Origin of the sequence: Mycobacterium colombiense (assembly GCF_003284975.1) — a bacterium.
Lineage (GTDB): Bacteria > Actinomycetota > Actinomycetes > Mycobacteriales > Mycobacteriaceae > Mycobacterium > Mycobacterium europaeum_A.
On record NZ_QMEU01000062.1, the window covers coordinates 1 to 26188 of the forward strand.

The 26188-nt window shown below is 69.4% G+C and carries 21 protein-coding genes and 2 pseudogenes; 11 read left to right on the forward strand and 12 right to left on the reverse strand.

Annotation, left to right across the window (positions count from 1 at the left end):
- Positions 1–971, reverse strand: a 971-nt coding sequence (locus DQP58_RS17965; RefSeq protein WP_133259395.1) for an 8-amino-7-oxononanoate synthase, incomplete at its 3' end; no start/stop codon positions are given.
- Positions 972–975: 4 nt separating this feature from the next.
- Entirely contained in the window at positions 976–2292 is a 1317-nt protein-coding gene (locus tag DQP58_RS17970; RefSeq protein WP_112709617.1) for an adenosylmethionine--8-amino-7-oxononanoate transaminase, read from the reverse strand.
- Positions 2293–2354: 62 nt separating this feature from the next.
- Here DQP58_RS17970 and DQP58_RS17975 point away from each other — a divergent pair, with 62 nt between their 5' ends.
- From DQP58_RS17975 to DQP58_RS18010, 8 genes and pseudogenes are all read left to right on the forward strand, one after another.
- Positions 2355–2840 (forward strand): hypothetical protein, encoded by a 486-nt coding sequence (locus DQP58_RS17975; protein ID WP_112709618.1) that lies wholly within the window; start codon positions 2355–2357, stop codon positions 2838–2840.
- A gap of 338 nt (positions 2841–3178) precedes the next feature.
- Positions 3179–3835, forward strand: a pseudogene (gene ripD / locus DQP58_RS17980) (NlpC/P60 family peptidoglycan-binding protein RipD); the annotation flags it as partial.
- 312 nt (positions 3836–4147) lie between these two features.
- Entirely contained in the window at positions 4148–6304 is a 2157-nt protein-coding gene (locus DQP58_RS17985; protein WP_112709620.1) for an acyltransferase family protein, read from the forward strand.
- A gap of 61 nt (positions 6305–6365) precedes the next feature.
- A complete protein-coding gene (glgX, locus tag DQP58_RS17990; RefSeq protein ID WP_112709621.1) occupies positions 6366–8576 on the forward strand; it encodes a glycogen debranching protein GlgX in 2211 nt (736 codons plus the stop codon).
- A 3-nt stretch (positions 8577–8579) separates the two neighbouring features.
- On the forward strand, positions 8580–10880 hold the full coding sequence (treY, locus tag DQP58_RS17995; protein WP_112709622.1) for a malto-oligosyltrehalose synthase: 2301 nt from the start codon (positions 8580–8582) through the stop codon (positions 10878–10880).
- Positions 10873–12618, forward strand: a complete 1746-nt coding sequence (treZ, locus tag DQP58_RS18000) for a malto-oligosyltrehalose trehalohydrolase (protein ID WP_112709623.1) — start codon at positions 10873–10875, stop codon at positions 12616–12618. The genes treY and treZ overlap by 8 nt, the downstream gene beginning before the upstream one ends.
- 17 nt (positions 12619–12635) lie before the next feature.
- Positions 12636–13256, forward strand: a complete 621-nt coding sequence (locus DQP58_RS18005) for a mismatch-specific DNA-glycosylase (RefSeq protein WP_112709624.1) — start codon at positions 12636–12638, stop codon at positions 13254–13256.
- Between the two features lie 37 nt (positions 13257–13293).
- Entirely contained in the window at positions 13294–13473 is a 180-nt protein-coding gene (locus DQP58_RS18010) for a hypothetical protein (RefSeq protein WP_112709625.1), read from the forward strand.
- Positions 13474–13480: 7 nt separating this feature from the next.
- Here the strand turns inward: DQP58_RS18010 and DQP58_RS18015 are convergent, their stop codons facing one another.
- Entirely contained in the window at positions 13481–14785 is a 1305-nt protein-coding gene (locus tag DQP58_RS18015; RefSeq protein ID WP_112709636.1) for an aminotransferase class I/II-fold pyridoxal phosphate-dependent enzyme, read from the reverse strand.
- Positions 14786–14825: 40 nt separating this feature from the next.
- On the opposite strand from DQP58_RS18015, the gene DQP58_RS18020 reads away from it, so the two are divergent.
- The gene (locus DQP58_RS18020; protein ID WP_112709626.1) at positions 14826–15497 is read left to right on the forward strand and encodes a pyridoxamine 5'-phosphate oxidase family protein; all 672 of its coding nucleotides are present in this window, start codon (positions 14826–14828) and stop codon (positions 15495–15497) included.
- On the opposite strand, the gene DQP58_RS18025 is transcribed toward DQP58_RS18020, so the two are convergent.
- Genes DQP58_RS18025 through DQP58_RS18040 form a run of 4 tightly spaced genes read right to left on the reverse strand, consistent with a single transcriptional unit; the run spans position 15477 to position 18734 of the window.
- Positions 15477–16385 (reverse strand): phosphatase PAP2 family protein, encoded by a 909-nt coding sequence (locus DQP58_RS18025; RefSeq protein WP_112709627.1) that lies wholly within the window; start codon positions 16383–16385, stop codon positions 15477–15479. The two genes, DQP58_RS18020 and DQP58_RS18025, sit on opposite strands and share 21 nt — an antisense overlap.
- Before the next feature lie 18 nt (positions 16386–16403).
- Positions 16404–17687 (reverse strand): threonine ammonia-lyase, encoded by a 1284-nt coding sequence (ilvA, locus tag DQP58_RS18030; RefSeq protein ID WP_112709628.1) that lies wholly within the window; start codon positions 17685–17687, stop codon positions 16404–16406.
- Between the two features lie 38 nt (positions 17688–17725).
- Positions 17726–18163, reverse strand: coding sequence for a nitroreductase family deazaflavin-dependent oxidoreductase (locus DQP58_RS18035; protein WP_112709637.1), 438 nt, complete (start codon positions 18161–18163; stop codon positions 17726–17728).
- Positions 18164–18173: 10 nt separating this feature from the next.
- A complete protein-coding gene (locus DQP58_RS18040) occupies positions 18174–18734 on the reverse strand; it encodes a TetR/AcrR family transcriptional regulator (protein ID WP_112709629.1) in 561 nt (186 codons plus the stop codon).
- 172 nt (positions 18735–18906) lie between these two features.
- Here DQP58_RS18040 and DQP58_RS18045 point away from each other — a divergent pair, with 172 nt between their 5' ends.
- Complete coding sequence (locus DQP58_RS18045) at positions 18907–20370, forward strand: FAD-dependent oxidoreductase (protein WP_112709630.1); 1464 nt, start codon at positions 18907–18909, stop codon at positions 20368–20370.
- Positions 20371–20377: 7 nt separating this feature from the next.
- Here the strand turns inward: DQP58_RS18045 and DQP58_RS18050 are convergent, their stop codons facing one another.
- The 5 genes from DQP58_RS18050 to DQP58_RS18070 form a co-directional block, all read right to left on the reverse strand.
- A complete protein-coding gene (locus tag DQP58_RS18050) occupies positions 20378–21163 on the reverse strand; it encodes a DUF6065 family protein (RefSeq protein ID WP_112709631.1) in 786 nt (261 codons plus the stop codon).
- A 119-nt stretch (positions 21164–21282) separates the two neighbouring features.
- Complete coding sequence (locus tag DQP58_RS18055) at positions 21283–23187, reverse strand: lysophospholipid acyltransferase (protein WP_112709632.1); 1905 nt, start codon at positions 23185–23187, stop codon at positions 21283–21285.
- Positions 23184–25010, reverse strand: coding sequence for a fatty acid--CoA ligase FadD11 (gene fadD11 / locus DQP58_RS18060; RefSeq protein WP_112709633.1), 1827 nt, complete (start codon positions 25008–25010; stop codon positions 23184–23186). The genes DQP58_RS18055 and fadD11 overlap by 4 nt, the downstream gene beginning before the upstream one ends.
- 99 nt (positions 25011–25109) lie before the next feature.
- Positions 25110–25577 (reverse strand): VOC family protein, encoded by a 468-nt coding sequence (locus DQP58_RS18065; RefSeq protein WP_112709634.1) that lies wholly within the window; start codon positions 25575–25577, stop codon positions 25110–25112.
- On the reverse strand, positions 25574–25975 hold the full coding sequence (locus DQP58_RS18070) for a helix-turn-helix domain-containing protein (RefSeq protein ID WP_112709635.1): 402 nt from the start codon (positions 25973–25975) through the stop codon (positions 25574–25576). The genes DQP58_RS18065 and DQP58_RS18070 overlap by 4 nt, the downstream gene beginning before the upstream one ends.
- Positions 25976–26036: 61 nt before the next feature.
- Here DQP58_RS18070 and DQP58_RS27215 point away from each other — a divergent pair.
- Positions 26037–26188 (forward strand): annotated as a pseudogene (locus DQP58_RS27215) (PPOX class F420-dependent oxidoreductase); the annotation flags it as partial.

The following is a 26188-nucleotide window of genomic DNA, read 5'->3' on the forward strand; positions in this document are numbered from 1 at the left end:
GCGACGTCCGGGTCGCCCAGGATCACCGAGACCACCGCCGATTGCGGCACCTCGGCCACCCCGCAGACCTCGGCCAGCATGGCGGCGTGGCGCAACACCGCGTCCGGGCGCCAGGGTTCGGACCGCAGCACACCCAGGGCGGCCCGCGCGGCGCCCACCGCCGCCGGGGCCAGGCCGGTGTCGAAGATGAACGTGCGCGCCGCGTCGATCAGATGCGCGCGCACCGACGCCGGCCCCAGCACCGCGCCGCCCTGGCTGCCCAGCGCCTTGGACAGCGTGGTGGTCATGACCACGTCGGGCGCCCCGGCCAGTCCAGCCTCGTGCAGCAGCCCCCGCCCGCCGCCGCGCACGCCCAGGCCGTGCGCCTCGTCGACGATGAGCAGGGCGCGGTGCGCGCGGCACACCTCGTGCAGTTCGCGCAGCGGCGCCAGGGCACCGTCGGTGGAAAACACCGACTCGGTGATGACGACCGCGCGTTCCTCGGCCCGCGTCAGCAGCGCGGCCGCCACGGCGCCGACGTCGCGGTGCGGGGTCACCGCCACCCGCGCCCGCGACAGCCGGCAGGCGTCCACCAGCGACGCGTGCGAGAGCTCATCCGAGACCAGCAGCGAACCCCGGCCCGACAACCCGACGACGGCACCCAGGTTGGCCGCGTAGCCGGAGGAGAACAGCAGGCCCGATTCCGCGCCCACGTAGTCGGCCAACTCGGCCTCGAACCGCTGGTGCAGTTCGGTGTCGCCGGTGACCAGCCGGGATCCGGTGGCACCGGCGCCCCACATGCGCAGCGCGGCGACGCCGCCGTCGATCACCTCGGGGTGCTGCGACAGCCCGAGGTAGTCGTTGGAGGCCAGGTCCAGCTCGGTGGCGACGGCCGGACGCGGCCGCAGCGAGCGGCGCAACCCGGCCTCGCGGCGCTGCCGTTCCACCGCCTCCAGCCAGGCCAGCGGGGAGACCTCGATCGGTGCCTTCATCGCCCTAGAGCCTACGAGAGCCCGTTCGCGTCGCCACCTCGACCATCGCCGAGGTGATCTGCGCGATCTCGCCGGGCGTGCAGATGTAGGGCGGCATGGCGTAGACCAGGTTGCGAAACGGGCGCAGCCAGACGCCGTGGTCCAGGGCCGCCGGGGTGGCGACGGCCAGGTCGACCGGCCGCTCGCATTCGATGACGCCGATGGCGCCGCGCACCCGCACGTCGCGCACGCCCGGCAGCGCCCGGGCGGGCTCGAGACCGGCCGCCAGCCCGGCGCCGATCTCGGCGACCCGTGACCGCCAGTCCTGCCCGAGCAACACCTCGACGCTGGCCACCGACACCGCGCAGGCCAGCGCGTTGGCCATGAACGTGGGGCCGTGCATCAGCGCTCCCGCCTCACCCGCGCTGATGGTGTGGGCGATGTCGGCGGTGCACAAGGTGGCGGCCAGGGTGAGGTATCCCCCGGTGAGCGCCTTGCCGACGCACATGATGTCCGGGCTCACCCCGGCGTGGTCGGCCGCGAAGAGTTCGCCGGTGCGCCCGAAGCCGGTGGCGATCTCGTCGAAGACGAGCAGTACCTCGTGCCGTCGACAGATGTCGCGCAGGTCGCGCAGGTATCGCGGGTCGTGGAAGCGCATGCCGCCGGCGCCCTGGACGACGGGCTCGACGACGACGGCGGCCAGCTCGGCGGCGTGGCCGGCCAGCTGTTCCTCGAACGCCGCGCTGTAGGCCGGGTCGTAATCGCGGGGCACCTGCGGGGCGAACACCTGCCGGGCCAGGATGTCGCTCCACAGTGAGTGCATGCCGCCGTCGGGGTCGCAGACGCTCATCGGGGTGAAGGTGTCGCCGTGGTAGCCGCCGCGCCAGGTCATCAGCCGGTGCTTGCCGGGCCGGTCGCGGCTGCGCCAGTACTGCAGCGCCATCTTCACCGCCACCTCCACCGACACCGAGCCGGAGTCGCTGAAGAACACCGTCTGCAGCTCCGCCGGGGTGATGTCCACCAGCAACTGGGCCAGCCGCGCCGCGGGTTCGTGGGTCAGCCCGCCGAACATGACGTGGTTCATCGCGCCGAGCTGGGCGGTGAGGGCGGCGTCCAGCACCGGGTGGCCGTGTCCGTGGATGGCGGTCCACCAGGAGCTCATGGCGTCGAGCGCCTCGACCGGCTCGCCGTCGCGGATCAGGGTGAGCCGGGGGCCACGGGCACCGACCGCGACCACGGGCGCGACGGGCTCGGCGCCGATGGTGCTGTAGGGGTGCCACAGGTGCGCGGCGTCGATCGCGCTGATCTGCTCGGGCGTCAGCCCGGCCTTCGCCGCCGGCATAGTGATCGAGGGTAAAGCAGCCGATTCGCGCAAAATTGCGACGTCGGGAAGCATGGGACATCATGGCCACGTCGCAGCAGTCCGACAGCGCAGCGCCGGGACCCGAGGCCGATCCCGCGCTCGGGCCGGGCTGGTCGAGGGACACGCACTACCCGCTGGTGGACTACGACGCCGAAACCTCCGCAGTGCCCCGGGTGATCCGGGTGCGGATTGCGCCCTGGGACGTCATCTGCACCGTCGCTCTCCTGGTCCTGCTCGCCGTGCTGGCCACGGCGACCACCTGGCCGACGCGGCTTTTCGGCTTTCTGGCGAACGTCTGCGAGGACGAGACCTGCGGGCCGGTCCCCTACGGCCTGGACCTCTACATCCACCCGGTGGTGTGGGGCGGCCTCGGCGCGGCCATCACCGCCGCCGTCGTCGGCCCGGTCGTCTCGATCCTGAAGGGCTGGTACATGTCCTTCTGGCCGGTGCTGGCGCTGGCGCTGGTCATGGTCAGCTCGGTGGCCGGGTCGCTGCTGACGATGTTCAGCGAACGCTACTGGCTCTAATCGCCCGGCCGGCCTGGTCGGCCCCGGCGCGCGGCTTCGTCGCCAACTGAGACCGAAATCACAACTGCGCATATGGAATTCGGTGCGCCTGTCACCGTCCGGTCACGGTACGACAAAAAATCCCGCCTGGGCCTGGCGGCTAACAACATCTGTTGTCAAAGTGGCTTGTGTGACTGATGTGAATCAGCGGGCAACCGCTGAGTCACTTCGCAAGTGCCATGGACGGTGTCGGCCCCAGCGTGGAGGCCGTCGCTCGGTTCATGAACCGGGGGCGGACGCGCGAGGTCACCGCGTCGAGGCCCATTGAGCGCCTGGAGAGGCCAGGGAAAGGCCACAAAATGAAACGCATCTACGCCTTCGCGATCGGATTGGCGCTGCTCGGGGCGCCGATGGTGGTTCCCACCATCGCGACCGCCGACCCGGGCGCCAGGTCGATGGACTACCAGCAGGCCACCGACGTGGTGATCGCCCGCGGTCTGTCGCAGCGCGGTGTGCCGTTCTCCTGGGCCGGTGGCGGCATCAACGGCCCCACCCGCGGCACCGGCACCGGCATCAACACCGTCGGTTTCGACGCCTCCGGGCTGATGCAGTACGCCTACGCCGGCGCCGGCATCAAGCTACCCCGGTCCTCGGGCGCGATCTACCGGGTCGGACAGAAGATCCTGCCGCAGCAGGCCCGCAAGGGTGACCTGATCTTCTACGGCCCCGAGGGCACCCAGAGCGTCGCCATGTACCTGGGCAACAACCAGATGCTCGAGGTCGGCGACGTCGTGCAGGTCTCACCGGTGCGCACCAACGGCATGACGCCGTACATGGTCCGGGTGCTCGGCGCCACTCCGGCGCAGCAGACGCCGCTGCAGCAGGCACCGCAGCAGACGCCGCTGCAACAGGCACCGCAGCAGCTGCCCGGCCAGCAGGGCCCGCTGCAACAAGCCCCGGCACAGCAGGCCCCGGCGCAGCAGTCGCCCTACCAGCAGGCCCCCCAACAGCTGCCCACCCAGCAGGCCCCGCTGCAACAAGCCCCGGCACAGCAGGCCCCGGCGCAGCAGTCGCCCTACCAGCAGGCCCCCCAACAGCTGCCCGGCCAGCAGGCCCCGCTGCAGCAGTCGCCGTTTCAGCAGGCGCCCGTGCAGCTGCCGGCCCAGCAGTCGCCGTTGCAGCCGACCGGCGCCGGCATCGGCAGGTAATTTTCGGGCCGTGTGTTGGCCGTCCGACACCCGCCACTTGCTTCCCGCCCCGCTGAGCGGCCTCGCCGCCGCGAGCTGTCGGGAGCTCGTGGCGGGTTTTCGGTAAATTAACTGGCGATCATGCCGACCCCGCCACCGTCTCCTACACCGGACGCCACCGCCGATCCGGTCGCGACGGGAGCGCGCAAAACGGGGTCCCAGGGGTTCTATCGCTACGACCTCGACGGCCTGCGTGGCATCGCCATCGCCCTGGTCGCCGTCTTCCATATCTGGTTCGGCCGGGTCTCCGGCGGCGTGGACGTGTTCCTGGCGCTGTCCGGATTCTTCTTCGGCGGCAAGATCATCCGCGCCGCGCTGAACCCGGCCGTGCCGCTGTCGCCGGTGGCGGAGGTGGTCCGGCTCGTCCGGCGGCTGGTTCCCGCGCTGGTCGTGGTGCTGGCCGGGTGCGCGGTGCTGACCATCCTGGTGCAACCGGAGACCCGCTGGGAGACCTTCGCCGACCAGAGCCTGGCCAGCCTCGGCTACTACCAAAACTGGGAGCTGGCCAACACCGCCTCGGACTACCTGCGGGCGGGCGAGGCCGTGAGCCCCTTGCAGCACATCTGGTCGATGTCGGTGCAGGGCCAGTTCTACGTCAGCTTCCTGCTGTTGATCGCCGGGCTGGCCTTGCTGTTTCGGCGCGCGGTCCGGCTGCGGATCGCGCTCGTGGTGGTCCTGTCCGCGTTGACGGTGGCCTCGTTCGGCTACGCGATCGTCGCCCATCAGCAGGACCAGGCGGCGGCCTACTACAACAGCTTCGCGCGGGGCTGGGAGTTGTTGCTGGGCGCGCTGGTCGGCGCGCTGGTGACCCGCGTCCACTGGCCCATGTGGTTGCGGACGGTGCTGGCCACCGTCGCGCTGGGCGCGGTGCTGTCCTGCGGGGCGCTGATCGACGGCGTGCAGGAGTTCCCCGGCCCGTGGGCGCTGGTGCCGGTCGGCGCCGCCATGCTGATGATCCTGGTCGGAGCCAACCTGCAGAGCGGCGCCGGTGCCCGGTTGCCGCTGCCCAACCGGCTGCTGGCGACGCGGCCCCTGGTGGAGCTGGGCGCCATGGCGTACGCGCTCTACCTGTGGCACTGGCCGCTGCTGATCTTCTGGCTGTCCTACAGCGGCCACAAGCACGCCGGCTTCGTCGAAGGCGCGGTGCTGCTGTTGGTGTCGGGGGTGCTGGCCTATCTCACCAACCGGCTCGTCGAGGATCCACTGCGCTACCGCGCTTCCTCGAAGCCGGCCGCCGCGCCGGCGATTCCGTGGGTGACGCGCCTGGCCCGGCCGACGATGGCGCTGGGATCGGCCGTCGTGCTGCTGGGCGTGACCCTGACGGCCACCTCGTTCACCTGGCGCCAGCACGTCACCGTCCTGCGGTCGGCCGGCAAGGAACTCAGCGTCCTCAACCCGCAGGACTACCCCGGTGCCCGCGCCCTCACCGAACGCGTGCGGGTGCCCGCACTGCCCATGCGGCCCACCGTCTTAGAGGTCAAGCAGGACCTGCCCGTCTCGACCCGAGACGGCTGCATCAGCGACTTCGTCAACCCCGCGGTGGTCACCTGCACCTACGGCGATATGGCCGCCGACCGGACCATCGCGCTGGCGGGCGGGTCGCACGCCGAACACTGGCTGCCCGCGCTCGACATCCTGGGCAAGCTGCACCACTTCAAGGTCGTGACGTACCTGAAGATGGGCTGTCCCCTGTCGACCGAGCAGGTCCCGCTGATCATGGGCAACAACGCCCCCTACCCGCAATGCCGGGAGTGGGTGCAGCGAACGATGACCAAACTGGTCACCGACCGGCCCGATTACGTGTTCACCACCACCACCCGGCCGTGGAACATCAAGTCCGGCGACGTGATGCCCGCCACCTATATCGGAATCTGGCAGACGTTGTCCGACAACAACATTCCGATTCTCGGGATGCGGGACACGCCGTGGCTGGTGAAGAACGGCCAGCCGTTCGACCCGGCGGACTGCCTCGCCAAACGCAACGGCACCCCCCAGTCGTGCGCCATCAAGCGTTCCGACATGCTCTCCGACCGCAACCAGACGCTGGACTTCGTCACGCAGTTCCCGCAGCTCAAGGTGCTCGACATGTCCGACGCGATCTGCCGCGCCGACGTGTGCCGCCCGGTCGAGGGAAACATCCTGATCTATCACGGCGCCCACCACCTCTCGCCGACCTACGTGCGGACCATGGCACCCGAATTGGGCCGCCAGATCGCCGAGGCCACCGGCTGGTGGTGACCCGCCTTACTCCTGGCCGCTAACGCGGGTGGGCGCAACCGCGCGCGGATAAGGTCGATGGGTGTCAACCAACAGTCCCGCTTCAGACCCAGGCGGTAACCACCAACCCAAGCTGGCCACCGTGTGGCCGGGAAACCCTTATCCGCTCGGCGCCTCCTACGACGGCGCGGGAACGAACTTCTCGTTGTTCTCCGAAATCGCCGAGAAGGTCGAGCTGTGCCTGATCGACCATCACGGCGGCGAGTCGCGGATTCCCTTGGACGAGGTGGACGGATTCGTCTGGCACGCGTATCTGCCGAACATCACTCCCGGACAGCGCTACGGGTTTCGCGTCTACGGCCCGTTCGACCCGGCGGCCGGTCATCGGTGTGACCCCAGCAAGCTGCTGCTCGACCCGTACGGCAAGGCTTTTCACGGCGACTTCACCTTTGGTCAGGCGCTGTTCTCCTATGACCTGAAGGCCTTCGGTGAGAGGGACCCGAACGGCCCCAACGCCGACGGGCTCGACCCGGGGATTCCGCCGATGGTCGATTCGCTGGGCCACACCATGACCAGCGTGGTGAGCAATCCGTTCTTCGACTGGGGATCCGACCGCGCGCCGCTGACCCCGTATCACGAGACGGTCATCTACGAGGCCCACGTCAAGGGGATGACGCAGACCCATCCCAGTGTCCCCGAGGAGCTTCGGGGCACCTATGCCGGGCTGGCCCACCCGGCGATCATCGAACACCTCCACTCGCTGCGGGTCACCGCCATCGAGCTGATGCCGGTGCACCAGTTCATGCACGACCAGCGGCTGCTGGACCTGGGTCTGCGAAATTACTGGGGCTACAACACTTTCGGCTATTTCGCGCCGCACAATCAATACGCGGCCAACCGCACGTCGAGCGTCGCGGAGTTCAAGTCGATGGTGCGCAGCTTCCACGAAGCCGGCATCGAGGTGATCCTCGACGTGGTGTACAACCACACCGCCGAGGGCAACCACCTGGGGCCGACCATCAACTTCCGCGGCATCGACAACGCCGCCTACTACCGGCTCGTCGACACCGACCTGCGGCTGTACAAGGACTACACCGGCACCGGCAACAGCCTCAACCCGCGCCACCCGCACGTACTGCAGCTGATCATGGATTCGCTGCGGTACTGGGTGACCGAGATGCACGTCGACGGGTTCCGCTTCGATCTGGCCGCCACGCTGGCCCGCGAGCTGCACGACGTCGACCGGCTGAGCGCGTTCTTCGATCTGGTGCAGCAGGATCCGATCGTCAGCCAGGTCAAATTGATCGCCGAACCGTGGGATGTCGGCGAGGGCGGATATCAAGTCGGAAATTTCCCGGGTTTGTGGACCGAGTGGAACGGGAAGTATCGCGATACTGTGCGCGATTACTGGCGGGGCGAGCCCGCAACCCTGGGCGAGTTCGCTTCCCGGCTGACCGGGTCGTCGGACCTGTATGAGGCGACCGGCCGGCGTCCCAGCGCCAGCATCAACTTCGTCACCGCGCACGACGGGTTCACCCTGAACGACCTGGTGTCCTACAACGAGAAGCACAACATGGCCAACGGGGAGGACAACCGGGATGGCGAGAGCCACAACCGCTCGTGGAACTGCGGCGTCGAAGGCCCCACCGATGATCCCGACATCACCGACCTGCGCTGTCGCCAGATGCGCAACTTCTGGGCGACGCTGATGCTCAGCCAGGGCACGCCGATGATCGCCCATGGCGACGAGTTCGGCCGCTCCCAGAACGGCAACAACAACGTGTACTGCCAGGACTCCGAATTATCTTGGATGGATTGGTCTTTGGTCGACAAGAACGCCGACCTGCTGAAGTTCGCCCGCCGGGTGAGCACGCTGCGCAAGCGGCACCCGGTGTTTCGGCGGCGCCGGTTCTTCGAGGGCGAGCCGATCCGCAGCGGCGACGAGGTGCGCGACATCGCCTGGCTGAATCCGAGCAGCCGCGAGATGACCCACGAGGATTGGGGCGAAAGCATTCACAAGTGCGTGGCGGTGTTCCTCAACGGCGAGGCCATCAGCGCACCCAACGCGCGCGGTGAGCGGGTCGTCGACGACTCATTCCTGTTGTGTTTCAACGCCGGTGAAGATCCGGTGGAGTTCGCGACGCCGAATAGTGACTACGCGAAAGAGTGGACCGTGGAACTGGACACCAACGAACCGACGGGCCGCAAAGAAGGGGCCGACCAGGTGGTGACCGCCGAGGAGAAGGTGTCACTGCCCTCACGCTCGCTGCTGGTCTTGCGTAAGACGCAGTGACGCATGGCCTTACCCGTCATCTCCACCTACCGGTTGCAATTGCGTGGTGAATCCAGTGGGTTCGCGTTCACCTTCGCCGACGCGGAAAACCTGCTCGACTACCTGAACGACCTCGGGGTGTCGCACCTGTATCTGTCTCCGATCATGACCGCGGCGCCCGGGTCCAGTCACGGCTACGACGTCACCGACCCGACGACGGTGTCCCCCGAGATCGGCGGCCGCGAAGGCCTGGCGCGGTTGTCGGCCGCGGCGCGGGAGCGCGGCATGGGCCTGATCGTCGACATCGTGCCCAACCACGTGGGCATCGACGTGCCCCAGCAGAACCCGTGGTGGTGGGACGTCCTGCGCAACGGCCGTTCCTCGCCCTACGCAACGTATTTCGACATTGACTGGGACCTCGACGACGACGGCCGCATCGTGCTGCCGGTGCTGGGATCCGACGACGACGCCGCGGACCTCACCGTCGACGGGGAGCTGCTGCGGCTGGGTGATCTGGCGCTGCCGATCGCGCCGGGCACCGCGGCGGGCACCGGGCCGGAGGTGCACGACCGCCAGCACTACCGGTTGGTCGGCTGGCGCAACGGCGTGTGCGGGTACCGTCGCTTCTTCTCGATCACCTCGCTGGCCGGGCTGCGCCAGGAGGACCGCGCGGTTTTCGACGCCACCCACGCCGAGGTCGGCCGGTGGTTCACTGAGGGCCTGGTCGACGGCATCCGCATCGACCACCCCGACGGCCTGTCGGATCCGTGCGGATACCTGGCGTGGCTGCGCGAACTGACCGGCCCGCAAGCCTGGATCGTGATCGAGAAGATCCTGGCCGTCGACGAGGCGCTCGAGCCGACCCTGCCGGTCGGCGGCACCACCGGTTATGACGTGTTGCGCGAAATCGGCGGGGTGCTGGTGGATCCGGACGGCGCCCCCGCGCTGACCGCGCTGGTGGAATCCACCGGGGTGGACTACGGGGCGATGCCGGACATGCTGGTGGACCTCAAGACCCGTTCGGCCACCGAAACCTTGGCAAGTGAACTGCGCCGGTTGCGCCGCAGCATCGTGGCCGCGGCCGGCGTCGACCACCCGCAGCTGCCCGAGGCGGTGGCCGCGCTGCTCACCCACCTCGGGGTCTACCGCAGCGACTACCCCGGCCTGGTCGCGCTGCTGCCCACCGCGCTGGCCGAAACCCAGGCGGCCGCACCGGAATTGGGGCCCGCACTGCAGGTGCTTGCCGCGGCGCTGGCCCGCGGCGGGGAGCCGGCCACCCGCCTGCAGCAGCTCTGCGGGGCCGTCACCGCCAAGGCCGTCGAGGACTGCCTGTTCTACCGCGACGCCCGGCTGGTCTCGCTGAACGAGGTGGGCGGCGAGCCGCACCGCTTTGGTGTCGGTGCCGCCGAGTTTCACCACAGCGCCGCCACCCGCGCCCGGTTGTGGCCGCAGACCATGACGACGCTCACCACGCACGACACCAAGCGCGGCGAGGACGTGCGCGCCCGGATCTCGGTGCTGTCGCAGGTGCCGTCGCTGTGGACCGAGTTCCTCGCCCGCTGGGAGGTCCATGCCCCCTCCCCGGATCCGGCGACCGGACAGTTCTTGTGGCAGAACATCTTCGGCGTATGGCCGGTCGGCGGCGAGGTCACCGCCGAGCTGCGCGAGCGGCTGCACGGCTACGCCGAGAAGGCCATCCGCGAAGCATCCTGGCATACCTCGTGGAACGACCCGGACGCCGAATTCGAGGACGCGGTGCACCGGTGGCTGGACAGCGTGCTCGACGGTCCGGTGGCCGGCCAGCTGACCGAGCTTGTCGCCCAACTCAATCCGCATGCCGCCAGCGACGCGCTGGCCCAGAAGCTGCTGGCGCTGACCGTGCCCGGGATTCCCGACGTGTACCAGGGCACCGAGCTGTGGGACGACAGCCTGGTGGACCCGGACAACCGTCGGGCCGTGGACTACTCGGCCCGGCGCGCCGCTCTGCAGGACTTGAAACATCCGAAAATCCGGGTCGTCACCACGGCGCTGCGCGTGCGCCGCCAGCACGCGGACACCTTCCTGCACGGCGTCTACGTCCCGCTCCTGGCCAACGGCGAGGCCAGTGACCACGTGCTGGCGTTTCGCCGCGGCGAGGACATCGTGGTGGCGGTCACCCGCTGGACCGTGCGGCTTGCCGAAACCGGTTGGGGCAATACGGTTGTGCCGTTGCCGGACGGAACCTGGAAGGACGCGCTCACCGGCGTGATCGCCGACGGCCCCACCTCGGCGGCACAATTGTTCGCCGACCTGCCCGTCGTGCTGCTGGAGCGCCATCATGACTGACTTCCGGGTCTGGGCGCCCAAGCCCGCGCAGGTTCGCCTCGACGTCGACGGGCAGACGCACCCCATGACGCGCTCGGCCGACGGTTGGTGGCATGCGCGCGTGGACACCGCGCCGGACGCTCGCTACGGCTACCTGCTCGACGACGACCCCACCGTGCTGCCCGACCCGCGCTCACCGCGCCAGCCCGAGGGCGTGCACGCCCGCTCGCAGTTGTGGGATCCGGCCGCCGCGAGCTGGACCGATAGCGCGTGGGCCGGCCGCCCGGTCGAGGGTGCGGTGATCTATGAGCTGCACCTGGGCGCGTTCACCGAGGCGGGCACCTTCGACTCCGCCATCGAGAAGCTGGACTATCTGGTGGATCTCGGCGTGGACTTCGTCGAGCTGATGCCGGTGAATTCCTTTGCCGGCACCCATGGTTGGGGATACGACGGCGTGCTGTGGTACAGCGTGCACGAACCCTACGGCGGCCCCGATGGGCTGGTTCGCTTCGTCGACGCCTGCCACGCCAAGGGTCTGGGGGTGCTGATCGACGCGGTGTTCAACCACCTCGGCCCGTCGGGCAACTATTTGCCGCGCTTCGGGCCCTACCTGTCGTCGGCGAGCAACCCGTGGGGCGAGGGCATCAACATCGCCGACGCCGACTCCGACGACGTGCGCCGCTACATCATCGGCTGCGCGCTGCGCTGGATGCGCGACTTCCATGCCGACGGCCTGCGCCTGGACGCCGTCCACGCGCTGGTGGACACCACCGCGATTCATATCCTCGAGGAGCTCGCGACCGAAACGGATTGGCTGGCCCAGCAATTGGGGCGCCCGCTGTCGCTGATCGCCGAGAGCGACCTGAACGACCCACGGCTGATCACCCCGCGCGACCGCGGCGGCTACGGCCTGACCGGGCAGTGGGCCGACGACATCCATCACGCCATCCACACCGCGGTCTCCGGCGAGCGCCAGGGCTACTACGCCGACTTCGGCAGCCTGGCCACCCTGGCCCAGACCTTGCGCCACGGCTTCTTTCACGCCGCCACCTATTCGTCGTTCCGGCATCGCCGGCACGGCCGGCCGCTGGACACCAGCGCGGAATCCGGCATCCCGGCCACCCGCCTGGTCGCCTACACCTGCACGCACGATCAGGTCGGCAACCGGGCCCTGGGTGACCGGCCGTCGCAGAACCTGACCGGCGGCCAGCTGGCGGTCAAGGCCGCGCTCGTCCTCGGATCTCCTTACACCACCATGCTTTTCATGGGTGAGGAATACGCGGCGTCGACCCCGTTCCAGTTCTTCAGCTCGCACCCCGAACCGGAACTGGCGAAGGCCACCGCCGAGGGACGCAAGGCCGAGTTCGCCGAACACGGCTGGGACGCCGACGAGATTCCCGACCCGCAGGACCCGCAGACGTTCGCCGACTCCAAGCTGGATTGGGCCGAAATCGACACCGGCGAGCACGCCCGGCTGCACCGCCTCTACCGCGACCTGATCGCGTTGCGGCGCGACGACCCCGACCTCGCCGACCCCTGGCTGGAACACCTGACCGTCGACTACGACGAGGACCAAGGCTGGATCGTCATCGCGCGCGGACGGTTGCGCATCGCGTGCAACCTGAGCGCCGAGCAGGTGCGGGTCCCGGTCAGCGGTGAGCTGGTGCTGGCCTGGGACGAACCGGCGGTTCATCCCGACAGGACCGAGCTGCCTGGGCATTCATTCGCGATATTGCGGAGCGCGGGTGGCTCCGGCTGATCGCGCTTCGTCACACCATGGATGAGCTCCGCTTCACCCGGGAGGAGCTGAAGCGATTCCACGGCAGCACCGTGCCCGACCTGATCTCCGAGAAGGTCCGACTGCTGTTCGTGGGCATTAATCCCGGCCTGCGAACCGCTGCTGTACAAGCACATTTCGCGCCTCGCGGCAATCGGTTCTGGCCGGCGTTGTACCGCGCCGGCATCACCGATCACTTGATCGACGCCTCGTCAGGGTTTGCGCCGGACGACTGGAAATACCTGGTGCGGCGCGGGATCGGCATTACCAACCTGGTCGACAGGGCGACCGCGGGCGCCGACGAGCTCACCGCCGCCGAACTGATCAGCGGCAGGCGGAAACTGGACCGGATGGTTGAAAATCTCGTCCCGCGTGTCGTCGCAGTCCTCGGGATCACCGCATACCGAGACGCTTTCGGTCAGCGCCGCGCTGAGGCGGGCAAGCAGGCGTCGCCATATGACGCAACCGAACTGTGGGTGGTTCCCAACCCGAGTGGCCGCAACGCTCATTCGACGTTGTCGAGCCTGGCGGCCGCGTACCGCGAAGTTGCCCAAGCCGCCGGAATCCTCCAAAAGTCTTCATCGCGATTCTCTCGACGTGAACGGGCTGTGGATAACTGAATGGCGCCGCCGCGGGTCGACCCCCGATGATGCCGCCATGAGTCAATCTGAATTCGGTCACCCACTGCGACGCATCTGCCGGCGCAAGCCGAGCCGCCGCGCCACCAATCCGCCGTCGGGCCGGCACGCCGTGCGCCACGACATGCCGCCGCATCCCGGCATTGAGCTGTTGTGGAGCGGTCCCGGGCCCGGCGCCAACGACGACGAGGGCGCCTGAGCGGCGGCTACACGATGGCCCGGCCGACCGCGTCGGCGAGGGGATCGATCTCGTCGGCGGTCAGGCCGGAGATCGTGATGCGGATGCCCGCCGGCGTGTGCATCCGGAACCGGCTACCCGGTGCGGCCGCCCAGCCCGCGGCGAGCAGGCGCGACACGGCGACCGCCTCGTCGGGAACCGGCACCCACACGTTGAGCCCGGAGCGCCCGTGCGCCTCGACGCCGCGCTCGGCCAGGGCATCGCATAGCCGGGTTCGGCTTTGGGCGTAGTCCCGCTCGGCGGTCGCCACCAGCTGCGCCGCCGCCGGGTCGGACCACAAGTCGACGGCCAGCCGCTGCAGGATGTGGCTCACCCAGCCCGGCCCGAGCCGCAACCGGCCACGCACCCGCTCGACGGTGCGATGGTCGCCGGCAAGCACGGCCACCCGCAGGTCGGGGCCGTAGGCCTTGGACGCCGAGCGGACGAACGCCCAGTGCGCGGTGCGGCCGGCCAGGGTGTGCAGCGGTGCGCCGGAGATGCCGGCGCAGTGGTCGTCTTCCACCACCAGCAGGTCCTCGGCCCGCCGCGCCAACAGCGCGCCCAGCACAGCGGCGCGATCGGCCGAAAGCGCGGCGCCAGTGGGATTTTGGGCGCGGTTGGTGAGCACCAGCGCGCGCACCCCGCCGCGCAGCGCGCGGTCCAGGTCGTCGGGCAGTGGGCCGTCGTCGTCGACCCGCACCGGTTCGGCCGAAAGACCCAGTCCCGCAAGCAGATCGAGAAGGTTGGCCCAGCCCGGATCCTCGACGGCGACGCGATCGCCGGGGCGCAGGTGCGCGGTGAGCGCGCGTTCGATGCCGTCCAGCGCGCCGCTGGTCACCGCCAGGTGATCGGCGGGAACCCCGTCGGCGGACAGTGCGCGGCGGGCGAACTCCCCCAGCGCCGCCGAGACGGCCGGCTCGCCGTAGAGCACCGGGTTCGCGTCCGGACCGGCCGGCGACGCGCCCGCGATGGGCAACAGGGCGGGGTGCGGATTTCCGGTGGACAGGTCGCGCACGCCGGCGGGCACGTCCAGCCCGAGCAGCGAGCGCGGGGTGGTCGCCGGGCGATGGCGCACGCGGGTGCCGCGCCGGCCGGCGGTCTCGACGGCCCCGCGCTGACGCAGCAGGCGGTAGGCCGCGGCGGCGGTGTTGGCGTTGACGCCGAGCTGGATGGCCAGCTCCCGCACCGGCGGTAGCGCGTCGCCGGGCGCCAAAGCGCCGCCCGATATCGCCGCCTCGACGCTGGCGGCTATGGACTCCGCGCCGGTTCCGGTTATGCTGTTTTGTACTGGCACGCAATACATTATGTACTAGGACAAAACTAAGGGCAACGCTGTGGACACCGCATACCGACCGACCGCACGCACCACGCCGACCCGCTACCGGGACCGGGCGCACTACGACCGGCCCACGGTGCACGCCATCCTGGACGAGGCGCTGATCTGCCACCTGGGCTACCTGAGCGCCGGTCGACCGGTCGTCTTGCCCACCACGCACGCCCGGCTCGACGAAACGCTCTACCTGCACGGTTCGTCCGGCGGCGGCCCGGTGCTGGCGGCGAAGGCGGCCGAAGCCACGGGGTCGGGCCTGCCGGTCTGCGTCACCGCGACCCTGGTCGACGGTCTGGTGCTGGGCCGCTCGGCGATGCACCACTCGGTGAACTTCCGCTCGGTGGTGGTGCTGGGCGATGCGCGCATGGTGGACGATCCGGCGGAGAAGTCGAGGGCGCTGGGCGGCCTGCTCGATCACATCGCGCCGGGGCGCGCCGCCGACTGCCGAGCCCCCGATGCGCGCGAGCTCGCCGCGACAGGGGTGCTCGCTCTCGACCTCGTCGAGGTGTCGGCGAAGGTGCGCAGCGGCCCGCCGGCCGACGATCCGCAGGACCTGTCGCTGCCCCATTGGGCGGGCGTGCTGCCGCTGAGCCTGACGGCCGGGCCGCCGGTGCCGGCCGACGACCTGACTCCCGGCACCGCCGTGCCGGCGTACTTACCGGGTGACCGACGCTGAGCCGCGCCCGCGTCGGGTGTCGTCCCACCAGGATCCGACGAGCATGACGGTGCCGGCCCAGGCCGTCCCCAGCAGCCAGCCCGACAGCACATCGCTGACGTAGTGGACGCCCAGATAGACGCGGGAAAACCCAACCACGAACGTCACGGCGGTGGCCATCGCCCAGACGATCACCCGCCCGGTCCACCACGGGACGAGCCAGCGGGTCAGCAGCCACGCGGAGATGACCATGCTCGCGGCGGTGCCGGTCGCGTGCCCGGACGGAAACGAATAGCCGTCCGCGTCGACCAGGGCGAACGGCAGGGCCGGACGTTGGCGGCCCACCAAGACCTTGGCCGTGAACAGCACCAGGGGAATGCCCACGCCGGCAACCAGTGCCAGCACCACGGGCCGCCACGACCGGCACCGCCAACCGGCGACGACCGAGATCGGCAAGGCGACCGCGGCCAGGAAAATCGGACTCCCCGCGCCGGTCACCACTCTCAGGGCAGTGGTCAGCCACAGATCGCGGTGGGTGGCGAGCCACCGCGTCGCCGGTTGGTCGAATCCGGCGATGCCGTCGCCCTCGAGCACGTCGTCGAGCACCTCGGTGAAGCCGACCGCCAGCGCCACGACCACGAGCAGGCCGAGCGCCAGCGCCAAGCCGGCGACCTCGCTCACCCGCAACCGGCGCGCCAGCGCCCGCTCCCTGGCGCCGATCCGGTCGCGCAGCCAGGTCAGCGTCTCGCCGATCACGGCGTTGTGGGACACCTTGTCCCACAACGCGATTAGCCGGCCGCCGCGCAGAGCGATCCATATCGCCGCCCACACCAGCAGGACGAGACACGCCACCAATCCGGCGCTGACCAGGCCGAATCCGCTGGTGCCAGGTACATATGGCGGGCGCATCGATCGCGGCCCCGGCCTCTAGAGCAGCAGGTAGCGGTAGGCCGGCGAGCCCGGTTTCAGGGTCTCGACGTGCAACTCGGTCGCACGCATCCGGGCCAGCAGGCCGTCCAGGTCGGCCGAGGATCCCAGCTGGATGCCGACCAGCGCCTCGCCGGTCTCCCGGTTGTTGCGCTTGACGTACTCGAACAGGGTGATGTCGTCGTTCGGTCCGAGCACGGTGTCCAGGAAGCGGCGCAGCGCGCCCGGCTCCTGCGGGAAGTCCACCAGGAAGTAGTGCTTGAGGCCGAGGTGCACCAGCGAGCGTTCGAGCACTTCGCCGTACCGCGACACGTCGTTGTTGCCGCCCGAGATCAGGCACACCACCGTCGAACCGGGCTCGATGTCAGCGTCGAGCAATCCGGTGACCGACAGCGCGCCCGCCGGCTCGGCGATGATGCCCTCGTTCTGGTAGAGGTCGAGCATCGCGGTGCACACCGCGCCCTCGTCGACCGCGGTGATCGAGACCATGTCGCCGGCGGCCGCCAGCGAGGCGTAGGTCAGGTCACCGGCCCGCCGCACCGCGGCGCCGTCGACGAACTGGTCGACTTCGTCCAGCGTCACCGGCTCCCCGGCCGACAGCGCGGCCATCATCGCCGCGGCGCCGGCCGGCTCGACGCCCAGCACCGAGGTGTTGCGCGTCCGCTCGGCGAGGTAGGTGGTGATGCCGGCGATGCAGCCGCCGCCGCCCACCGGGACCACCACCAGGTCGGGCTCGGCGCCGAGTTGATCGAGTAGTTCGGCCGCGATCGTGCCCTGGCCCGCCATGGTGCGCAGGTCGTCATAGGGCGGCACCAACGTGGCGCCGGTGCTTGCCACGTCGGCCAGGGCCGCCTCGGCTGCCAGGTCGTAGGTGCTGCCACCAACGATCAGGTCGATGAAGTCGCCGCCGTGGTAACGGATCCGGTCGCGCTTCTGCATCGGCGTCTTGGCCGGCACGTACACGCGGCCGTGCACCTGCAGCGCCCGGCACGCGTAGGCGAAGCCCTGCGCGTGGTTGCCCGCCGACGAACACACCACGCCGGCGGCCAGCTCCGCCTCGGTCAGCTGGACCAGCAGGTTGTAGGCGCCGCGCAGCTTGTAGGAGCGCACGATCTGCAGGTCCTCGCGCTTGAGGTAGACCTGCGCGCCGGTGATCGCCGACAACCGGTCGCTGAACTGCAGCGGGGTGGGCGTGACCACCGCGGCGATCCGCTTGGCAGCGCCGTCGATGTCAGCCGCGGACAGCGGCGAGACGCTCGGACTCTGGCTCAATTCGGCGGACACTGATCAATGGTGCCATGGCGGCCGACCAACTCCGGAATTCAGTCGACCGGGGTCAGCACGAACACCGGGATCTGGCGGTCGGTCTTGGTCTGGTACTCGGCGTAGTCGGGCCAGGCCGCCACGGCGCGCTCCCACCAGGTCGCCTTCTCGTCGCCGAAGACCTCGCGGGCGTTGTAATCGCGGGTCACCGAGCCGTCCTGCAGCTCGACGCGGGGATTCTTCTTGATGTTGTAGTACCAGACCGGATGTTTCGGCGCCCCGCCCAAGGAGGCGACGACCGCGTACTGGCCATCGTGTTCGACGCGCATCAGCGGGGTCTTGCGCAGTTTGCCGGTCTTGGCGCCGACCGTGGTCAGCAGGATGATCGGCTTGCCCTTCATGTCGGCGGCCTCGGCGCCCCCCGACTCGGCGTATTTATCAGCTTGCTCGCGAGACCAATCCAACGGTGACGGTTCGTATTCTCCAGTAAGCGGCATGCCATTCACTCTAGGCGCGGGTTGAGCCGGTGAGGTAGTGCGCCAGCACCGGGCGCAGCCATTCGGTCAGCGTCGCGTCGTCCATCGCGACCAGCGCGGGCACCCCAACGACATTGCGCGCCATGGCGATTCCCAGCACCTGCGATCCCACCATCGCGGTCCGCTCGGCGGCCCGGTCGGGGGTGATGGTGGCGAGTGCCGGGGCGACCTTTTCGACGAACACCTCCAGGAGCGCGTCGGCGGCCGCCCGGTTGGTCGCGGCCGCCCGCAGCAGCGGCAGAAACGGCCCGCCCGGATCCCACACCCGGACGAGGAACGGCACCAGGATGTCGGCGATGCGTTCCGGGGTGACGCCGGTGAGGTCGGGGAAGGTGATCTCGAGCCGCGAGACCGCCGCGAACAGGTCGGCCTTGTTGCCGAAGTAGTGCATGACGAGCGCCGGGTCCACGCCAGCCTCGGCCGCGATCGCACGGATGGTGGTCCGCTCGAAGCCGTGGGTGGAGAACAGGGTCCGCGCGGCGCGAAGGATCGTCGCGCGGGTGACTTTGCCATCGCGGGTCTTGCCGGGCATGCCGAAATTCTAGTTCAACAACTGTTGACATGGCTACCAGCGAGGTTTAGGTTGATTTCAACAGTTGTTGAATCGAGTCGGCGAGGAGACCGACATTCGTCTTCAACCACGCCGCGCAAGCCACCCCTGGCGACATCCGTCGCTGGTATCCGCAACCGGAAGGAGCGCTCCGATGAGTACAACCACCGTTCACGAGATCGACGTCCTGGTCGTGGGCGCGGGCCCCACCGGCCTGACCGCCGCGGGTGACCTGGCCCGCGCCGGGCGGTCGGTGACGGTGCTGGAGCGCTGGCCCGCCGAGAACCCGACCAGCCGCGCGTTCGCCGTCATGCCCCGGACCCTGGAGCTCCTCGACGCGCGCGGCGCGGCCGACGAGCTGCTCGCGATCGGGCAGCGCGGACCGGACGTGACGCTGTTCGCCAGGGCCCGCCTCGACCTGACCCGGCTCGACTCGGCCTACCCATTCGTCCTGATCACCCCGCAGACCAACGTCGACGCCGCGCTGCGCCGCTACGCGGTCGCCGAGGGGGCCGACATCCGGCGCGGCGTGGAGGTGGTCGCGCTCGCGCAGGACGCCACGGGCGTCACCGTCACCGCCGGACCCAAGGGCGACGGCGATCCCGCACACCGGCAGACGTGGCGGGCGCGGTATGTGATCGGCGCCGACGGCGCCCACAGCACCGTCCGGACGCTGCTGGGCGCCGACTTCCCCGGCAAGACGGTGCTGACCTCGTTGATGCTGGCCGACGTCAAGCTGGCCCACGGCCCGGCCCGGGGCGGGCTGGTGGTGGGCACCACCGGTGACGTGCTGGGGTTCCTGGCTCCCTACAACCGGCACGACGCGGACGGCTCGTGGTACCGCGCCCTGGCGTGGGACCGCGACCACCAACTGCCCGACGACGCGCCCGTCGACGACGCCGAGATCGTCGACGTCCTGGCCCGCGCCATGGGCACCGACTTCGGTGTGACACAGATCGGCTGGAAGTCGCGATTCCATTGCGACGAAAGGCAAGTCGCGCGGTATCGGCACGGTCGGGTGTTCCTGGCCGGCGACGCCGCGCACGTGCACTCCCCGATGGGCGGCCAGGGCATGAACACCGGCATCCAGGACGCCGTGAACCTGGCCTGGAAGCTCGATGCCGTGCTCGGCGGGGCCGACGATGCGTTGCTGGACACCTACCACAGCGAACGCCATCCGATCGGCAAGCGGGTGCTGGTACAGTCCGGGATGATCGCCCGCGCCGCGACGCTGCATCGGCGGCCCGCGATCTGGCTTCGTAACCTGTTGGCGCCCAACCTGCTTCGCATACCCGCGGTGCAGGACTTGGTGGCCGGCAGTTTCGCGGGCACCGGGCTGCGGTACGGCCGGCGCGGACTGGTCGGCACCCGGGCCGCCGCGATCCCCCTCGTCGAGGGACGGTTGACGCAGTTGCAGCGCGGTGGCAATTACGTCTTCGTCCGCGAATACGGCGCCGCCCCGGTCGAGGCGCCCGGAATGGTGCAGGCCGAGCGGGCCGACCACGGCCCCGCCGTGCTGGTGCGTCCCGACGGGTACATCGCGTGGGCCGGCGCTTCGGCGCAGGCGCCGGAGGCGATCACCCACGGGGCCACGGCAATTCCCCTGCGCGCTCGGTGATTTCGCGCTAGTCCGCGTTCTCGGGCTCGTGCGCGACGAACGACCGGAGTCGGCGGCGAGTCTGGTGGTCGTCCGCGCCGGGCTCGCCGTCGCTGTGCCGGCCGCGCGTGTAATCGCCCTGCCACGGCACCTTCTCGTTGGCCGCACCGGCCGCGGCCTCCTGTTCACGGCCCAGCGCGCCGCGCGAGCCGAGGAAGTGCTCGTGCTTGCGGTGCAGCTCCTCGTCGGATTCGATGGGCCGCAGCTGCGGCGCGAACTCCTCCAGCTCGGCCCGGCGCTGCGGCACGATCATGCAGATCGGCTCGTCGATCTCGAATCGCACCGGCATGAACTCGCGGGTGAATTTCCAGTTCATGCTGAAACTCGAGCTGGACCAATCGGTTTCGACGATGCCCTCCAGCGGGGAGATGGCGTCCTTCGGATGATTGGCCGGTCCGCGAACCAGCAGGTTGTAGCCCGGCGGGGTGCGGAACAGGATGGGCAGATGCCAGGTCAAGATGCCGTAGCCGAAGTGGCTCGACGGCAGGAACTGACCGCTGTCGCGGGTGTCGGGCGCGATCATCAGGTTGGTGCGGTCATTGCCGCCCATCCAGGTCGCGGTGAACGCGCTGCGGTTGCGCACCTCCCAGCCGCTCTGGTTGGCGATCAGCATCGGCAGACACCGGTGCGGCCAGCCCTGGCGTATCTCCGACATCCACTCCCGGCCGATCGGCGCGGGGCTGATCGGCGGTGCGATGTCGTGGGTGATGTACCCGATCAGCGGGCGGGATCGCCCGCTGGATTTCTCACTCATCACATCCTCGCTTCATCGGCCGCTATCTACCACCGCCGACCCTCACCGACGTCGCCAACGCACTATCGCGACCAAACGTTAACGGTCTGTGAACCGCGCCGCCCGCCGAGACCGAGCGATCACTGGGTCCTGGCCAGCTCCGCAATGGTATTCACCCGGCGCACGGCCGCGGCGATCTCCTCGGCGAACTCACGGCGCCGCCGGGCGATATCCAGGTCCGCCACGCCGTCGACCAGTTCACGATGCCGGGCCAATCGCAGCGCGGTCTTGAACAACTCCATCGATCTCGACTCGGCGCTGGCGATCCTGCGTTGCAGCTCCCACTGCTTGCCCACCTCGAGACATTCGGCGAGAAACGCGTCCTCGTCGAACGATTCGTCGTCGTAGTCGGCGAGCCGGTCGGCGACGATGTGGTAGGCGTCGAGGAACGGGCGCAGCACCAGGTGCGCCAGCAGCACGTCGGCCTTTTCCAGCAGCCCGCGCACGTCGTCCGCGCTGGCCGCCTTGCTGGTGTCGTCCACCCGCCCGAGCAGGCACACCTCGTCGGCGAGTTCCTTCTCGAATTGCGCTCGTGCGGAGAACAAAAACTCGAACTTCAGCAATTCGCGCAGTTTCAGCGCCTCATCGCGCACGGCGGTCGGTTGGACCAGCCCGTCGACCGAGCCCACGGCGTCCTCCGTCGCGGCCAGCAGCGCGGTCTCGGCGATCGCGCGATCGACCACGATGTGAATGGCGGCGTTGCGGTAGAAGGCGGCGACCAGGTGCTGTTCGGCCCCGATGCCCCAGACCGGTTCGGTGCCGGCGTCGTACACGCTGACCACACCGGAGGCCACCAGCTGGTGCAGGGTCCAGCGGATGGTCGAGCGGTTGGTCAGGTCGGCGGCGCCGGCCACCTTCCAGTTGCGCGCCGCGATGTAGCTCGCCAGCGGGCGCACGGTGGCCAGCACCTCGCTGATGGACAGCGAGCGGTCGGCGCCCAGCAGGGCGAGGCTCACCACCGCGGTCGGGGTGACGGGAGTGGCGCGGTTGATCCGGTGTTCGACGTCCAGCGCGATGCGTTCGATCTCGGTGCTGGCGCCGGACTCTGATGTTTTTTGCAAGGCGCGCAGCTCCTCGAGGCGCTTGCGCAGCGGCAGGGGTTCACCGAAGTCCAGGTACGCGCGGCCGAGCCGCTCACCTTGCTGTCGCGCCAGCCGGACCAGGAAGCGGAAGTCTTCGGGCCGCTTCGTCGCACCGTATGCCTCGGTGGTCATGGCCTCCACCTCGTGCAGCTGGTCGTACACGATCGACGTCGGCACCAGATACACCTCGGGGCCGTCGATTTCGTCGACGGCGTCGCTGATGTACCGCAGAATCCCGAATACCGGCGGGCGCAGCTTGCCCGTCCTGGTCCGGCCGCCCTCGATGGACCAGGTCAGGTTGGCGTGGTTTTGCACCAGCTGCGCGGCGTACGCGCGCAACACGAAGCGGTAGACGGGAATGTCCTTCGTCTGGCGCCGGATGAAGATGGTTCCGGTGCGCTTGGCCCAGGCGCCCATCGGGAAGAAATTCAGGTTGGCGCCGCCGAAGGTGAGTGCGGGCGATAACCGGTTGGCCTGGATCACCTCGGGCAGCAGCAGCCCATCCAGGTAGGAGCGATGCGAAAAGGCAAACGCCAGTGTGGCTTTGCGGTCCAGCTTGCGCAGCTGGGCGATCTGGTCCTCGTCGGTGAGCACATCGTAGGCACGCATCAGCCAGCAACTGAAGCTGCGCCAGGCTTTCACCGCCCGCTCGTCGAGTGAGGGCGCCATCTCGCGCAGGTAGCTTGCGGCCTCGGCGCGCACGCTGTCCAGGTCGCGCCCCAGCTCGTGGGCCAGCTTGCCCAGCCGCTCGTCATACCATGGCGCGCCCAGCAAATCGGCAACCTCGGCCGGGTCGGTAGACAGCGGCGACGTCGATTCCTCGACGATGCCGGTGCGCTGCAACAGCTTTCGTATACCCACCCGGCCCATTTCGCGAGCCGCGCCCGCCGGTCCCCCGATCATGCCGGCTGCACCGACACGGCTTCGGCGGCCTCGTGCACGTCCGGATGGGGATCCGGCGCGTAGAGCTGCTCGATCTCCTCGGCGTATTTCGCCATGATCTGCTTGCGCTTGAGCTTCATCGTCAGCGTGATCTCGTCACCGCCGGGCTCCCACAGGGTGGGCAGCACGCGGAACCGCTTGATCTGCTCCACCCGGGACAGCTTCTCGTTGCCCGCGGCCACCCCGGCGGCGATCTGCGCGATGACCTCCGGGTCGGCCGCCAGCGCGGCGGGTGAGGCGTCGGACAGGCCGCGCTGGGCGGCATACGGGCCAACGGAGTCGGCGTCGAAGACCATCAGCGCGGTGTTGTACGGTCGCCCGTCGCCGATGGCGATCATCACCCCGACCATGGGACACGCGGCCAGGATGGCGTTTTCGATGTTGGCCGGCGACATGTTCTTTCCGGCCGCGTTGATGATCAGCTCCTTCTTGCGGTCGACGATGCGCAGGTAACCGTCGGCGTCGACCTCGATGATGTCGCCGGTGTGCAGCCAGCCGTCGGCGTCGATCGCCTCGGCGGTCTTCGCCGGTTCCTTGCGGTAGCCCTTCATCACCAGCGGACCGCGGACCAGAAATTCGCCGTCCTCGGCGACCCTGCCCTCCAGGCCGGGGAGCAGCCTGCCCACGGTGCCCAGCCGCGTGTCATCCGGATGTGCCACGCTGGCAGCGCAACTGAGCTCCGACATGCCCCAGACCTCGCTGATCGGGATGCCTATGCCCGCGAAGAACGCCAGCGTCTCCTTGGGGATCGGCGCGGCGCCGGACACGGCCCAACGCAATTCGCCGAACCCGAGCCGCTCGCGCAACTTGGACAGCACCAGCTCGTCGGCCCGGGCCCATTCGGCGGCCAATTCGGCGGGCTCGGGCTTGCCGGACACCAGCGCGGCCGCGCGCCTGGCGGCCACCGACATCGCCCATTGCAGCGCCTGACGTTTGACGTCGTCGCCCTCGCTGGCGACGACGAATTCGATTGCGGCCTTCAGCTTTTCCCACACTCGCGGCACCGCCGCCCACACCGTGGGCCGCACGTCGGGCAGCGCCGCCGCCACGGCGCGCGCGTCGTCGACGGCGGTCACCTGGGTACCGAACACCTCGAGCGAATACAGGGCCATCATCCGGTCGGCGATGTGCGCCGAGGGCAGATACGACGTGGTCCGGTCACCGAACCGGCTGCCGAGCACGGCGTCGAAACCGTGCGCCTCGAACAGCAGGCTGGCGTGCGTCATCTCCACCCCCTTGGGGTTGCCGGTGGTCCCGGAGGTGTAGATGAGCGTCACGACGTCCTCGGGTTGCACCGCCCGCCAGGTGGCCTGGAAGTCGAAATCCGCGCGCGCGGCGGCATACAGGTCGTCCACCGAGATGGTGCCGGGCGGCGAACCGTCGATGCAGACGATGTGCTCGAGGGGTGCACCGCTGGCGCGAATGCGGTCCACATACTGCTCCTCGCAGATCGCGACCTTGGTGCCGGCGTTGTCGAACAGGTAGGTCAGCTGCTCGGCGGGCAACGTGTTGTACACGGAAAACGATGTGGCCCCAAGGTGTTGGGCGCCGATCTCGAACGGGTAGAACTCGATCCGGTTCGCCATCATCAGCGAGACCGTGTCGCCCCGCCGGACTCCCAGCCCGGCCAGGCCGGCGGCGACCTTGCGCACCTGCTCCGCGAGCTCCCGCCACGTCAACGTCTGGGCGCCGCCGGGCGTCCGGAGCGCGACGGCCTCGGGGTCGATCGACGCGGTGCGCTGGAACGCCTCGCACAAGGTGGCGGGAGCCTGCGCTGTCGTCATTTCGGTCCTCCTCGGCGCCGCATCAGCACTGCCTTCGTGAGCCTACGTCCGAGCACAGGAGCAGGGAACATATCGCGCGACTTCGCCGGGGCCGCCGGGTCAGGGCCCGGGGCGCCACAGCTGCACCGTGCTCGTCGCGCCGCCGGGCAGCTCGACCAGCTCGATCGGCGTGCCGTCCGGGTCGTAGACGAAGAACATCCGCACTCCCCCGATGTCGACGGGCGGGTCGGCCCGCACGCCCGGATGGTGGCGGGTGACGGTGTCGAAGGCGGCGTCGAGATCATCGACGCGAAACGACATGTTGGTGTAACCCAGGTGTGGGCCGCTCGGGCACTCGGGCACCGCGCCCAGCGACAACAGCTCCACCATCGCTGCCCCGATCAGCCCGCCGATCATGCGACCCCGCTGGGCGGCACCGCCGGTGACCGAATCCAGTGCGGCGCCCTCGAGTTCGACGTCGAACACCACGTCCATGCCCAGCACCGCGGTGTAGAAGGCCAGCGAGGCCTCGATGTCGGAGACGCCAACGCAGATGTGCGAGAAGTTCCGCACGGCGATGGGGGTCATGCGGGCTCCTTGCCGGCGTGGGGTGGGTGAATGCCACAGGTACAGGCGTCAATTGAGGGGCACGTGCAGCGCATCCCCCATTCGATGACGGCCCGCGCGCGGGCCAGCGACTCCAGCTGCGCGTCGATCTCGGCGAGTTTGGCCTCGGCCAGCGCGCGGCTGGCCGGCCGCCCCGGTGCGTCGTCGGCGAACAGCAGCTGGATCTCCTCCAGCGAGAACCCGGCGGCCTTGCACAGGGCGATCACCTCGAGGCGGGCCAGAATCGAGTCGTCATAGCGGCGCTGACCGCCCAGCCGCGCCGGCTCGGGAACCAGGCCGATTTGCTCGTAGTAGCGCAAGGCGGTCGCGGCCACCCCGGCTTGGCGCGCCACCTCCCCGATCGTCAGGCTCGGCGCCATCGCGGCCTCCCGGAAATTCAGTGCTTGACTTCGAGTCAACTCTAAGTCCTTGACTGTGGTCATGACCATCCCTCGAGAACTCAGCGAGTCTCGCTACGCCCTGCTGCGCTCGTTTCGCCGCGACGGCAGCCCGGTCGACACCCCGATCTGGTTCGCCTTCGATGACGGCGGGTTGCTGTTCCGCACCAAGGTGGGCCCGAAGACCCGGCGGCT

What these genes read in the sequence shown, in the direction of transcription:
- DQP58_RS17970 (WP_112709617.1), bottom strand. Translation starts at nt 2,292, where the DNA reads ATGCCGGCGGCGAAGGCCGGGCTGACGCCCGAGCAGATCAGCGCGATC.
- DQP58_RS17975 (WP_112709618.1), top strand. Translation starts at nt 2,355, where the DNA reads ATGGCCACGTCGCAGCAGTCCGACAGCGCAGCGCCGGGACCCGAGGCC.
- DQP58_RS17985 (WP_112709620.1), top strand. Translation starts at nt 4,148, where the DNA reads ATGCCGACCCCGCCACCGTCTCCTACACCGGACGCCACCGCCGATCCG.
- treY (WP_112709622.1), top strand. Translation starts at nt 8,580, where the DNA reads ATGGCCTTACCCGTCATCTCCACCTACCGGTTGCAATTGCGTGGTGAA.
- treZ (WP_112709623.1), top strand. Translation starts at nt 10,873, where the DNA reads ATGACTGACTTCCGGGTCTGGGCGCCCAAGCCCGCGCAGGTTCGCCTC.
- DQP58_RS18005 (WP_112709624.1), top strand. Translation starts at nt 12,636, where the DNA reads ATGGATGAGCTCCGCTTCACCCGGGAGGAGCTGAAGCGATTCCACGGC.
- DQP58_RS18010 (WP_112709625.1), top strand. Translation starts at nt 13,294, where the DNA reads ATGAGTCAATCTGAATTCGGTCACCCACTGCGACGCATCTGCCGGCGC.
- DQP58_RS18025 (WP_112709627.1), bottom strand. Translation starts at nt 16,385, where the DNA reads ATGCGCCCGCCATATGTACCTGGCACCAGCGGATTCGGCCTGGTCAGC.
- DQP58_RS18035 (WP_112709637.1), bottom strand. Translation starts at nt 18,163, where the DNA reads ATGCCGCTTACTGGAGAATACGAACCGTCACCGTTGGATTGGTCTCGC.
- DQP58_RS18040 (WP_112709629.1), bottom strand. Translation starts at nt 18,734, where the DNA reads ATGCCCGGCAAGACCCGCGATGGCAAAGTCACCCGCGCGACGATCCTT.
- DQP58_RS18045 (WP_112709630.1), top strand. Translation starts at nt 18,907, where the DNA reads ATGAGTACAACCACCGTTCACGAGATCGACGTCCTGGTCGTGGGCGCG.
- DQP58_RS18050 (WP_112709631.1), bottom strand. Translation starts at nt 21,163, where the DNA reads ATGAGTGAGAAATCCAGCGGGCGATCCCGCCCGCTGATCGGGTACATC.
- DQP58_RS18055 (WP_112709632.1), bottom strand. Translation starts at nt 23,187, where the DNA reads ATGATCGGGGGACCGGCGGGCGCGGCTCGCGAAATGGGCCGGGTGGGT.
- fadD11 (WP_112709633.1), bottom strand. Translation starts at nt 25,010, where the DNA reads ATGACGACAGCGCAGGCTCCCGCCACCTTGTGCGAGGCGTTCCAGCGC.
- DQP58_RS18065 (WP_112709634.1), bottom strand. Translation starts at nt 25,577, where the DNA reads ATGACCCCCATCGCCGTGCGGAACTTCTCGCACATCTGCGTTGGCGTC.
- DQP58_RS18070 (WP_112709635.1), bottom strand. Translation starts at nt 25,975, where the DNA reads ATGGCGCCGAGCCTGACGATCGGGGAGGTGGCGCGCCAAGCCGGGGTG.